Here is a 12,606-nt window from a genome sequence, read left to right on the forward strand (position 1 = left end):
TAATCTCATATAATTAACTTAATTATAGCATATAGAAAGTCCATCACAACTGGAAAAGTGTAACAACTGCACCAAGAAAGAAAAGGGGTACTTATCTGCACACATACTTAAATTATTCTTCAATTTTCGCTGTTATAGAATAGTGAGTAATTTCTTTTTGATAACAAAACACTGGTATTAGAAGCAAAATTCCAATTACGCCGAACACAATCACTTCTTTTGTTAAATTTCTGCCATTTATATACTGCCAAATAGATAATCCAAAGAATAAAATGACAGGTGTTAACCATGAATTTCTTATTTGCTTATAATAAACAGCTATATCCGCATTCGTAGTATGCAGTTGAAAGGGGTGCCCATCATTTTTCTTTTCAACAATGAAAAGTTCTTTATTATAATTACCCGGATTGGTTGAAATTTGTCCTGTACTATGTCCATAAGGTCTCCAACGTACTTTACCGATGGAATAGTTTAGATTAACATTTTTATAAAATACGGTATAACCCATATCCTCAAGAAAAGAACGGTATTCTTTTTCATTTTTATAGGATTTATGAGCGACAAATTCAATACAGTACTGATATTGGTCTGGTTGACATTCAATAAATTCATAGGATAATTTTCCTGTTTTATTCAAGCGATATCCATTATGAGCCATCTTATTTAACCATTTTACTTGTGTACCTAACATTCCTCCAAATAAATGATAGCATTTTTTCACTATTTGCACCCTCCTATAATTCTTGAAGCTGTTTCAATTAATTTATTTAGCCTTTTTAATTCAGCCTCAGCAACTTCTTTTCCGGTTTCTGAAATTATATATTCTTTCTTTCGCTCACTTCCCTCATTGACAGGGTATATCCATCCCTTTTCATACAAATTATTAATTGCGCCATATAGTGAACCGGCTCCTAAAATAAGGCGACCTTGGGTTTCGTTTTCTACAAATTGCATTATGCCATAACCATGTTTAGGCTCATACAATGATAGTAATATAAAAAACGTAACTTCTGTAAGAGCGCCTCCCTTTACATTATCCTTCATAAAATTCTCCTTTATTACGTTTACTGTAATATTTATATCACTAACCGTAATAAAAATCAAGAAAATTATATTTGAAAGTTACGTTTAAAGGCCATTGTATCCAAAGAGCCTTAATCAGCCAGTTATATGCAGGAGTATGCCTTTCAAGGATTACATATCCTGCACACACAATTTTAAGCAAAAAAAGTCGCTAATCCATGATCTATAAGGACTAGCGAAAATTTTTATTTTTGTCATAACTCTTATTTAGTTCCGCGTATATACAGCCAAATTAGTAGGCCATTCTTCATCTTCACCTGCAATTGAAAGTAAATAAAAACAATCCTTACTAATTACCCGGAAATCAACAATCGTATAGTATTTCGAAAGGTACTGACTTTGATTAGCTGACATCAAAAGTGAAAAGGTACTGTTCTCCTTTGAGGTATCGACACTATATATGCCTTCTCTGTTACAAACATAAATTGTATCCCCAACAGTATCGTAACTGAATTTATTATAAGCAGAATCAATGTTCAGCTCTCCTTTAGGCAAGTTCTGACTCCAAAGTATCTTTTTACCGTCCAAGGAGTATTTTATCAGTTGATATTTCTTGGAATCTGAGTCTGTTGTATTACTACTTGTATTTGCAGAATCGGAAGATTTTACACTGTATAAATAGTTCCCAATAAATGATATATAACTCATTTTACTTAATTTCTGTGTACTGAGCCTCTTTTTTGTCTTCCAGTTGTATAACTGAACCGAAGTTTGTGAGCCGTAATTTTCGCTCACGAGTAAAGCTACAGTAGACCCGGTTATATGAATATCTCGGATACTAATACTACTATCTGAAATGTAATATTTTAACACATCGTCTAAAACAAAATCCTTCAAAACCGTCCCCTTTTTATTAAGTACCGTAAGCATAGGGACATCAGACTTTCCATCGTAGGTTCCCATATAAGCAACAAATAGATTGCTGTTTTTGTCCTGCTTGGTAGCCCAGATATTATCCCCACTAGAAATACGTTTGGAAAACTTACTGTTCAGTCTAATTGCCTGATAAGATAATTTCCCATCATCCGACCACATCATTTTATACAAACCAACCCAATAAGAGTCAGAAGCAGAGACTTTGTAATAGGTATCCCATTCATAGGCATAAATCATACCACTGCTATTTTTGTTCAGCTCCCAAGGACCATTTTCGCATAAGTCCCCTTTATGTTTAAATGGTATTTCTTTTTCTTTATAATTTGGGGATACAAGTGTATTGGAACTTGAGGTGTTCTCCTCAGCGCTAAAGGCAATGGCTGGGTGGCTATTTATACTTTGTAAGGTCAGAAGTATGATTAAAATACAAACAAATAATTTTTGCTTATGTTTTCTCATTCACTTATCCTCCAACATAGAATTAGGCTCTGTCACAAGTTAAAGTTTTAATTCATTTGAAGCAGAGTTAATTATGTTCTGCTTATTTTAAATATTTATTTCAATTTCCAAAAATGTGAATCAATTCATCTCTGCATATTAGTTTTAGTCTACATCATATCCTCTAAAATCTGTAATGAACATTCTTTTGCTGATGATGCAAAAGTATCGACTGTTAAATCATAACCTTCTTTTGGAAACAAATATTCATAAGATGCTTCGGCAGAACCCAAACATCTATTTCTTCGTTCTTCTTCTCTTCTCTTTAATTCTAACAATGGGCACGTTACATGTACCAAATAAATATCGTATAATTTTAGACTCTCTATTAAATGTTTATATATACGTTCACTTGTAATTACATGATCAATAATAATGCCTTGATTTAACCGCAGCAATTCTATTGACTTATCGCAGAGCTTCGAAGATATATCAAATACATCTTCCTCATATATTACCTCTTTTGTGGACATTTTTAGAAAATCATCAATAGAAATTATAGCATATTCTTCGCTATTTTTATCTTTGATAAGTGCTTGCAAGTTACTTGACAAAGTTGATTTTCCACTGCTTGAGGGACCATTAAGCAATATAATTCTTTTATTCATATCCTTATTCTCCATACTTATACTGATTTGTCATATTCTTACTCACTCTCTTCCTCAAGTTTGACCCTTAAAAGCTTATTTTTTACCTTTAATGCATATTTTAGTTCATATGAGGGTATTCCCTTTTTTATTGCCTCTGCAATATCATCCATTTCATTTTTTATTTTTTCTTCGTTGGCATACCATCCTAATGCTATTGAGCTTTCTCCCCAAAACGCTCCATTATTTACACCAATTAGCCAATATTTTGGTTCATCTGCTCTTGCCTTAAACATTACCTTTGATGCAAGAACTTTATAACAATTTACAACTGATTTCCCATCAAATGACTTTATTGTTATTTTTCCCGTAGGTACAATTATATTTGGAGATATTAATTTATCACTCATATCATTTCCCGTTTCTCCCAACATTAAATAGTCCAGTGAGATATTCAGTTCTTTCGATAGGATAAGTAATTTCTCTGTTTCTGGATAACCGCTACCCTGTTCCCATTTTGATATTGCTTGGCGACTTACTCCAATCTTTTCGGCTAGCTCCTCTTGTGAAAGTTGTTTCTCTTTTCTTATTAATTGTAGATTATCTGCAAAGCTCATATTTCAACCTCTTTTCTTTGTTATTTTATGTAAAGTATAATGTAAATGAGAATTGTTACAACCAATTTATAGTTGCAGTTCCGCAACCTACATTTGCTATTATAAAATAAAACTATCTTTAGGAACAAAACAAAAGATATATTCGAAATACCGCTTTTTCTCTCTAATTGACATAACAAAAAATTCATAAGAAAGGCTAGAGATCTTAATCCAGAAAGTGATTTTATCTTTGAAAGAAATGGTGAACGAATAATTGCAGGAGCAGTAACCTATTTGCTATTTACACATTTATTTATTCGCTCTTCTACGACAATCTTTAAGATAGTTTAATGCTAATACCTGACCTTCCATTTCTCTATCACCACAATAAATAGGGTCATGAAAGCCCTCGATTGCTATATCATCACAATAACCACCTTGATTTAATATTGATATGATTTCTTCCCAATTACTATCCCCCAATCCTGGAAACCGGTGAACACTATAGTCAGAGCCAAACCAAGAACCATATTTTTTTATATACTGCCAGTCGATATTTGCATCCTTACCATGAACATGTACTATTTTAGGAATCCATGTTTTCAATTGTTCAATAGGGTCAATAAACTGTTCTAATTGATGAGAAGGTTCCCATTCTAGACCTAAGTAAGTACTATCTACTACGTCAAACATCATTTCCCATGCTTTTGGACAAAAACCTATGTTACATGTGTTCTGATACCAAAATCCGTACATTGGACAATTCTCTATTCCAATTTTAACGCCACTTGCTTCTGCTCTTTTTGCCAAATCGCCAAATACTTCTTTAAATCTTGGCATTGATTCATCTACCGATTTGCCTTCAAGTGCGCCTGCAAAGGTACCTACAATCTTTGTTTTAAATAAATGTGCATTTTCAATACAATACTCAAGTTCTTTTCTTTGTACCTCGTATTGTAATGGGTTACAATATAAACCAATACTAGAGACTGTTAAATTAGAATCTCCAATAATATCATTTGTCCTCTTTGATAATTCGGTAAAATCAGTACCCTCAAGAGATACATTAAAGTATAATTCAATTGTTTCAAAACCAGCATTAATCACTTCAGGTAATACTGATAAAATCTCATTTCCTCTAACACATGTTCCAATCTTGATATTTCCCATAAATATACCTTCCCAGTAAGTTAACTTTAAGATATATGAATTATAGATTAATAACCACATTGACAAATTGGAATTAGTAATGGTGTTATTAATTCATTGTTTTGAAATATTACGTTTGACACATTTACATCGCTTAATACTTATACTGCGGTGTGAGACAATTCATAAATACAATCAACAGTTTATTTACCTTTATAATTCTCAATAATGTCGCATATTCTTAAATACACTTTAGAAAACTGCCTCATAATACAAGCAATTTCTTTGCATTTCGCAGCATCCTGTAAAACTTCGTAGCTTATGTTAAAATCGCCACCTACTTCTTTTAACTGGTTTTCTAAATCGTCCAACGCCCGGTATTCCTTATCAAGCAGCGGTGCTATACTAGCTAATTCCGGATTCATTTGTATAGCGCGGTCGGTTGTATGTCCTTTGGAAAAAATGTTTGTGGCTATGATGCAGATGTAGACACAATAATACCGCCAACTTGCAATACTGTTTAAAGCTTCATAGTCTTTCTTTGACATGTGGTAAAAATTACTTTCCAGCATATTCGCCCACTGTTCAAAAGCGTCATTGCCGAAAAACACATTGTTGCTTTGGTTAGGCAGTGTCCTTATCAATCGGGGTGCGTCCATCAACGCTTTTTTATATGATTCCGCAATCGCCGGAAACGTTTCTTTCTTACCCTCGATAAATACAAATACATAAGGCAAGCCGTCGTCCAACGTAAAGGACATAAGGTTTGTGGCTTCTTCCGGCAAGCGATAAAAACACTCACCCTCATTTTCGTAACCGATAATTACAGATACTTCTTCTGTCGGCCACGGTTCGCCGCCTGAAGACGGTGTATGGTAGAAGCCTTTGCCGAGGACAGGGATACCTTTATCGATATACTCAATAATTTTGGTTTTGCATTTTTCCTTGTCTTTTTTCCACTCTTCGGCATCAATATAGGAAAAATTATAGCCGATTGCATCAAAGACCCGTTTTATTAACTCGTAATCAAACTTTGCGTGTGAGAAACAAACTTGCCATTTTTTCTTATCTGTGCCGTACACCTGCACGTAGCAATCGCCCGAAACAGCGGAGAAGAACCAATAATCATACTGTTCGTTCTCACCCAAGCACTCCATTAAAAATTTCATGCAGCCATTAAAAACATAATTCTGCCCTTGATCAGGGTACTGTAATTGATGAATAGGTATGTTGTCAATCAGTTTACGTGACATGTCAAATCCTCCTTGAATAGTTACATTGATAGTCAGTGGTTGAAAGAGTTTTAATCTACCTCCTTGCTTTCGCACACTTGAAGGGGATATGCCGTGAAACCTTATGAAAGCCTTTGAAAAACTCTCTTGTGTATCGTATTGATAGCGCATAGCAACATCAATAATTTTGCTTTTTCCATGCAGTAATTCTTGCCCAGCCAAGCTTAAACGTCTGTTGCGAATATAATCACCAATCGTCAAACCCGTCACCAAATGAAAAATACGTTGAAAATTTGAATTTGAAGAAAACGCTTTCTTTGCTACATCATCTATACTTATTTCATTGGTTAGGTTATTTTCAATATAATGTATTGCTTTCGATAGGCTTGTTATCCAGTCCACAGTTAACTACCTCCTTACTTCAATGTTACAATAATCACGAAGAGATAGTCATGTCTTTAAATGCTTAATGTTGTCTGGTAGTTAAAATAAACAGCATTACCTAATATAAGTAATATTCAGTTCGCATCTATTAATAAAAACAAATCTCTCGATTCCATACAAATTCTTATTAATGCACACCTTATTTATATCTAATGTGCCCTCAAATCATCATTCCAGATTGAATCTGAAGGGGCATTATAGAACGAATATAGTACATAGCAATTCACTGAACTATCAAGTTTCTTAATTTTCTTTTTTATATTTTTGCAATAATCACCAAAATCATATCCGTTAATAAAATCATCAAAGGAAGCATCATTTACTTTAATTAGATATACACCTTCCCAATCACTATTTTCCCAGTTTAAATTCTTTTCTGAATGAATTAGCAATGCTGAGAAATACTGCATACCGTTTCCGTTACCAACCAATTTTCCACACTCATCATCTTTTGCTAATATTTCATATGTGGCATTCAATTTGAAGTTCTCCAGTTCGTTTGTATGCTTTTTAAGAATAACATTATTGCCAATTGGAACAAACGACAACGCTGCTGGTATTATTAGACACAATAATATAATACCTATGTATTTTAATATCTCTTTCATTATAATTTATCTCCATAAGTGATGTTTTTTCAGTTATGTTCAATAGTCTGATGCTCAATAAACTATGTAATTTTATCCATTATATCATTCTTTTCATCGTCTGCCAACATATTCCAAATACAGCTATGCATCACAATCTGTTAGGCGTATTAATGAGGAAGCAGGCTATTCGAACGGGGATTTTATATTCTAGGATATAAAGTAGAACTAAGATTCGTGAGGTCGATAACTGCATCCGTGCTCAGTGCATACGTGCAGGAATTGAACTGAAATCCGTCTATGATATTCATAGAACGGTATCATCTGAAATGGGCAGAATGAAAATCCCAATCGAAGACATTCGCTGGTATCTTGGACATAATGATACTGCTACTACTCGAACCTACAAAATGAATAACGAAGGGAAACAGAAGACATCAAAACAGATTGTAAACGCTCTTTTAGAGATGAATGGAAGCGACGTACTCATGGGTACTCAAAACTCTAGAAATGAAAAATCGCCAGAAGCCTGATAAATAAAAGACTTCTGACGAATTAAGTTAAGCGCGAGACGGGATTCGAACAAATCCCCGCACACAAAAGCACTGATAAATAGGAGGTTTGCGGCTTCTGTTATTTATCTGCACACATTCTTGCTCACATGGGATGCCTGCTTTTTATTTGTCAATTTTGATTTACATTATGAAGTAAACGCATTAATGAAAGAGATTAGTTAGGATATCATTTTTTATTTTGTAATTCTATTAAATGCTTCAAGAATTTATATGTTATTTGCATAGAAAAATCAGATACATATTTTATGTTATCTTTAATTCCATTATGAGTGGTTTCTACAAATGTTGGTGGCTGCAATCCAACTATAGATAAAGGGTCACTACCTTCAATTTCACAATTTATTATTGCTAATATTGAAGAGATATCTTCTGCTGGAACAATTCCTACTGATAAATTAGGTATATTTAAAATTTCAAAACTTCTATCATCAGAACCTGGTGTTTTTTTGATTAACTGAATAGGATGTTGTTCTAATGTTTTCTTAGTGATAAAATTAAAAGCTTTGTTAGATAGGTTCTTTTCTGGGCCTAGGATAATTGTATCGCCGAATCCACATGTATCTATATTAATTACACCCACGATATTATCTTTTCCTATGTGTTCAATATACTGTTCACTTCCCCTATCTTCATATTCTTCCCTGTCAAAAAATATTATATCATAACAGTTATTTAACTCCATTCTCTGCATAAATTCAGCTAATTTTATTAATATAGCAACGCCAGAAGCGTTATCATTTGAAGCTGTACTTCCATCGAAATTATCATAATGTGCCGAAAATACAAACCTTTTATCACTATTTTTTCGATTTATTGGAATGATAATATTATTTACCCAATGATTTTTATACTTATTATGATAAATTTCATATGGCAGTTGATTTTCTTCTAATATTTCTAGAATATTCTTAAATCTTTCTTCTTTATTACTTTTTGCAATGCTTTCAACATAATTCATCATAATTATAAATCGAATCTCCCTTTTATTATTTTAGCCTCTTTTGACATCTACTGAGAATTATTATTACAACAAGAATAATTTACTTAATTATACTTTTCATAGCAAACGAAGTCAATCTTAGATGGTAATGTGTAACATCTACACAAATAAAGAAGTGTACACCTATAGAAAGACATGATAGCGGTTACTCATTATACCTTCGAGTAAACGGTTTTCATGTCATTTTTTAATATCACATATTAAAAGAATGAACGCTATCTTTGCTGGTGTGACTTGAAAGGTATCTGTTATGATAAAAGAGCCATGCTGATTGCTAGCCGGTTCCTTGGACATAACAGAATTAATAAAATAGCAGAACATTATTTAAGATAACTCTTTTGGCTGCAGGATCTACGGTCAAATTTATGGAAATCAAAAAAACTCCTCGTTAAATTCGCCTGTCATATTGTTTTATGAAACATGAAACAAAGTCCTTGCTATAAGATAGTGGAATATGTGAAATATGATATCCGGTTATCGTACCAATCCGCTGACTGATAAGGCTCAGAATATTTTAGGAGTGGTTAAAAAGCTTTCTGAAGTTTGTGGGTATCTTTTCACGCAAAGTAACGTTGAAAGAATGACGAGCAGAAGTTATAATTACTGGCTAGCGAAGTATTGCAGAGACACAGGGATATTGTCTAAGAGTAGTCATTACATCCGCTGAACATTTGCTAGCCGGTTGTTTGCAGCCGGTATGCCTTTAGCTAAAATCAGAGTGTATATGGGGCATGAGGACATTGAAACAACCAAAGGCTATATCTACAATTACCACTAGGTAGAGCAGAACCGGTCCTACATGAACAAGGTATTATAATAAGATTCAACATAAAATGACCTTGCACACATCCTTCACACATGATTTTTAAGCAACAAAATATCGCTAACCCTTAATTTATAAGGATTAGCGATACTTTTCAATTAAGCGCGAGACGGGATTCGAACCATAATCCCATCCCACAAATACTGAAAAGAAAGGGGGTTCATCTGCTTCTGATTTATGTGCACATAATAGTGCACATATTTTTTTGGAATTTCTATTTTAAACCAAATTTATCTAACAATTTGGCATTTATCATTTAATCACGTTTAAAATGATACCAACAAAAAATCTCATCTTTAGTTGGCTCATCAAATTGTGTCATTAGTTTATCTATAAGCCCTTCATCTACATAATAATCTGAACACATACCAGATATAACTTTTTGATTTCTCTCATTAATATTATTTAACCAATCGTCACTATTTATATCTATATAATGCCATTCGCTAATGATAGTTTTTGATTTGTAGAACTCTGTAACGGCTTTTCTTTCACTATTACTCCAGAAACCCCAATCAAGAATCACATCACAACCTGTTTCAATGATTTCAACTGATTTCTTATGAAGATACTCTTTTATGTCTTTTACTATTTCATCATGTTTGTCACCTTCATTGTGATGAAATAAATCTGATAAAATTTCATCACAGGATAATGATACTGCGTTACTTTTTTCTTTTAATTTATTGCAATAATATGTTTTCCCACTACATATTTTTCCACAAACAAGAATTACCTTACTCATATATATCCTCCTACAAAGAAAAAATGTAAATTATTAAATCATAATACTGATTGCCGCGATCACTATGCAGAATCAGCGGTTGTTCGGTGTTGCGTCTGGCTTTAGCCTTGTTAATTGTTTCAATAACACATGTTACTCCCATGGATTCAGATAAAGTCCATGCGATTATTTTTCTACTGTCGTCCAGATATATGTAATATCACTGCACCATACAGCATTTGGGCGTTCAGGGTTGAATTGCTCATTTAGTATATTTTGAAGTTCATTGCTAAAATCGGAATCTTTGGTAGTAATTGTCCACGGTTTTGCCCATTGAGCCTTGATTCCAAGCTGACTCATGTATTTGCCAACTGTACGTTCGGATATGATTTCGCCTTCCTGTTGCAGCTTCTTTGTAATTTTCGGAGCGCCATAGTTTTGTTTGGACTCATCATAAATGACCATGATTTTGGCTTTGACAGCATCTCTACGTTGCTGTGTACTAGAAGTTTTACGGTTTTGCCATGCACGATATCCAGATCGTGAAACGCCAAGAATTTTCAGCATTCCGGAGACAGATACCTGACGATTAGCTTTCATGGCAGCGTCTGTCTTTTCAGAAACCTCAAGGTAAATGGCTTCTGTCATTTTCCCAGAATGCTGATGGCTTTTTTTAGTACATCAAGAGCATCCTGAGTATCACGTAGTTCACGCTTCAGACGGGCGATTTCTTTCTCCTCATCAGAAGTATAATTACCGGATCCACGGCTTTCAATGTCACCGGTCTCACGTAGTTCTTTCCGCCATCTGGAAAGAGTCTGCTGACTGATACCAAGATTTGTTGCACAGCCAACCATACCTAAATCCTTGTAATCATGGTAATACTGAACTGCATCCAGCTTAAACTGTTTGTCAAAATGTTTCGGCATAATGAAATCCTCCTTAAGTACGATACCCTTATTGTATCATATTTTTCTATATAGGATTTTCTCATTTTGACTTGTACTATTTAGATTCTAGCACCAGAAGAGCCATGCTGATTGCTAGCCGGTTCCTTGGACATAATAGAATTAATAAAATAGCAGAACATTATTTAAGATAACTCTTTTTGCCGCAGGATCTACGGTCAAATTTATGGAAATCAAAAAAAATCCTCGTTAAATTCGCCTGTCATATTGTTTTATGAAACATGAAACAAAGTCTTTGCTATAAGATAGTGGTATATGTGAAATATGATATCTCATCCGGTTATCGTACCATTCCGCTGACTGATAAGGCTCAGAATGTTTTAGGAGTGGTTAAAAAGCTTTCTGAAGTTTGTGGGTATCTTTTCACGCAAAGTAACGTTGAAAGAATGACGAGCAGAAGTTATAATTACTGGCTAGTGAAGTATTGCAGAGACACAGGGATATTGTTCAAGAGTAGTCATTGCATCCGCTAACCCTTAATTTATAAGGATTAGCGATACTTTTCAATTAAGTGCGAGACGGGATTCGAATTCTATCCCCTCAATAAAATATCGATAGAAAGGGACTTTCCAGCACATCCGTTTTTTACATACTCAATTGGGTACTCAAAGCATCAATGGAATTATTTCGATTACCATTGATTACTTATATAATCTTATGAAATAAATCTTCATAGTTATTCATGTCCAATTAGCTCAAGAATTCTTTTTGCACTGACTTCTGTATTATCGTTATATGTATTTATTACAATATCATAATCATGTTGTGGATTTAATAATTCAATCTGGCTTTCCGCTAATCCAACTTCACGATTTCCACGTAGTTTTTCTCTTCTTTGTAATTCCTCAATAGGGCATTCTACTTTAACATATAATACTTTTACATCATTCATAATTTCCTTGAATTCTTGCAAAGTAGCTTCACCATTATCAGATTTTAATTTTTCGTCGCAAAGCAATACATGGTCTAGGACAACGTTCTCACCCTTGTCCACAAACATACGAACTGTACTATACATTAAAGACATTGTATGATTAAAAATTTTTTCAGGCATAATAGTCCAGAATTGTCCTGGCCAAATTTCACAAAACATATCTTGTGAAATTTGATAATAGGGTTCCTTGGCTAAATCTTGTATTTTCCAAGCCAATGTTGTTTTACCAGAACTCGATACTCCATTTAGAAAAATAACTTTCCCTCTTTTCACTTTTCAATCCTCCTCATGAAAGTATTTTAATAATCTCGTTAGCACATTCATCATAGTATAGGTATTAACGATAATAGCATATCCCTCTAACGGGTATAAACCTTGTTTTAATTGCCATTCAGAATTACCAATTTTTCTATTTCCCGGCTTAATTCACGTTTTCTTAATTCCTATATTGGGCATATTCCCTTTACTAATGTACAGGTTAATCATCTAGTTGTTTCATGAATCTATCAAAAAGTTTTTGTTCTTTACCG

General features: G+C 33.7%; 15 protein-coding genes. 1 reads left to right on the top strand and 14 read right to left on the bottom strand.

Annotated features, from left to right (window positions below; genetic code table 11):
* Window positions 1-112 precede the first annotated feature (112 nt).
* The 9 genes from bsdcttw_RS18640 to bsdcttw_RS18685 form a co-directional block, all read right to left on the bottom strand.
* Window positions 113-721 carry a DUF2812 domain-containing protein gene (locus bsdcttw_RS18640; RefSeq protein WP_330602253.1) on the bottom strand — a complete coding sequence of 203 codons (609 nt, stop codon included), beginning with the start codon at window positions 719-721 and terminating at the stop codon, window positions 113-115.
* Window positions 721-1,044 carry a PadR family transcriptional regulator gene (locus bsdcttw_RS18645; RefSeq protein WP_185256322.1) on the bottom strand — a complete coding sequence of 108 codons (324 nt, stop codon included), beginning with the start codon at window positions 1,042-1,044 and terminating at the stop codon, window positions 721-723. The genes bsdcttw_RS18640 and bsdcttw_RS18645 overlap by 1 nt, the downstream gene beginning before the upstream one ends.
* A gap of 246 nt (window positions 1,045-1,290) precedes the next feature.
* Entirely contained in the window at window positions 1,291-2,418 is a 1,128-nt protein-coding gene (locus bsdcttw_RS18650) for a hypothetical protein (RefSeq protein WP_185256323.1), read from the bottom strand.
* 149 nt (window positions 2,419-2,567) lie between these two features.
* Window positions 2,568-3,065, bottom strand: coding sequence for a phosphotransferase-like protein (locus bsdcttw_RS18655; RefSeq protein WP_207726430.1), 498 nt, complete (start codon window positions 3,063-3,065; stop codon window positions 2,568-2,570).
* 38 nt (window positions 3,066-3,103) lie between these two features.
* Window positions 3,104-3,661: a helix-turn-helix domain-containing protein gene (locus bsdcttw_RS18660; RefSeq protein ID WP_185256325.1), complete on the bottom strand. Its 558-nt coding sequence runs from the start codon at window positions 3,659-3,661 to the stop codon at window positions 3,104-3,106.
* A gap of 288 nt (window positions 3,662-3,949) precedes the next feature.
* The gene (locus bsdcttw_RS18665) at window positions 3,950-4,810 is read right to left on the bottom strand and encodes a sugar phosphate isomerase/epimerase family protein (RefSeq protein WP_185256326.1); all 861 of its coding nucleotides are present in this window, start codon (window positions 4,808-4,810) and stop codon (window positions 3,950-3,952) included.
* Window positions 4,811-4,992: 182 nt separating this feature from the next.
* Window positions 4,993-6,423 carry a helix-turn-helix domain-containing protein gene (locus bsdcttw_RS18670; protein WP_185256327.1) on the bottom strand — a complete coding sequence of 477 codons (1,431 nt, stop codon included), beginning with the start codon at window positions 6,421-6,423 and terminating at the stop codon, window positions 4,993-4,995.
* A gap of 191 nt (window positions 6,424-6,614) precedes the next feature.
* Entirely contained in the window at window positions 6,615-7,073 is a 459-nt protein-coding gene (locus bsdcttw_RS18675) for a hypothetical protein (protein ID WP_185256328.1), read from the bottom strand.
* Window positions 7,074-7,793: 720 nt separating this feature from the next.
* Window positions 7,794-8,588, bottom strand: a complete 795-nt coding sequence (locus tag bsdcttw_RS18685; RefSeq protein WP_185256330.1) for a M28 family peptidase — start codon at window positions 8,586-8,588, stop codon at window positions 7,794-7,796.
* A 736-nt stretch (window positions 8,589-9,324) separates the two neighbouring features.
* Here bsdcttw_RS18685 and bsdcttw_RS25555 point away from each other — a divergent pair.
* On the top strand, window positions 9,325-9,405 hold the full coding sequence (locus bsdcttw_RS25555; RefSeq protein ID WP_408626506.1) for a hypothetical protein: 81 nt from the start codon (window positions 9,325-9,327) through the stop codon (window positions 9,403-9,405).
* Window positions 9,406-9,706: 301 nt separating this feature from the next.
* Here bsdcttw_RS25555 and bsdcttw_RS18695 read toward each other — a convergent pair whose 3' ends face one another.
* From bsdcttw_RS18695 to bsdcttw_RS18710, 5 genes are all read right to left on the bottom strand, one after another.
* Window positions 9,707-10,195 carry an AAA family ATPase gene (locus bsdcttw_RS18695; RefSeq protein WP_185256332.1) on the bottom strand — a complete coding sequence of 163 codons (489 nt, stop codon included), beginning with the start codon at window positions 10,193-10,195 and terminating at the stop codon, window positions 9,707-9,709.
* 10 nt (window positions 10,196-10,205) lie between these two features.
* Window positions 10,206-10,337, bottom strand: a complete 132-nt coding sequence (locus bsdcttw_RS25415) for a hypothetical protein (protein ID WP_334297348.1) — start codon at window positions 10,335-10,337, stop codon at window positions 10,206-10,208.
* A gap of 23 nt (window positions 10,338-10,360) precedes the next feature.
* Window positions 10,361-10,822, bottom strand: a complete 462-nt coding sequence (locus bsdcttw_RS18700; protein ID WP_225903704.1) for an IS3 family transposase — start codon at window positions 10,820-10,822, stop codon at window positions 10,361-10,363.
* A complete protein-coding gene (locus bsdcttw_RS18705) occupies window positions 10,819-11,103 on the bottom strand; it encodes a transposase (RefSeq protein ID WP_185256333.1) in 285 nt (94 codons plus the stop codon). The genes bsdcttw_RS18700 and bsdcttw_RS18705 overlap by 4 nt, the downstream gene beginning before the upstream one ends.
* 715 nt (window positions 11,104-11,818) lie before the next feature.
* Window positions 11,819-12,349, bottom strand: coding sequence for a phosphotransferase-like protein (locus bsdcttw_RS18710; RefSeq protein ID WP_185256334.1), 531 nt, complete (start codon window positions 12,347-12,349; stop codon window positions 11,819-11,821).
* Between the last annotated feature and the right edge of the window lie 257 nt (window positions 12,350-12,606).

The sequence above is a fragment of the Anaerocolumna chitinilytica genome (genome assembly GCF_014218355.1).
Lineage (GTDB): Bacteria > Bacillota > Clostridia > Lachnospirales > Lachnospiraceae > Anaerocolumna > Anaerocolumna chitinilytica.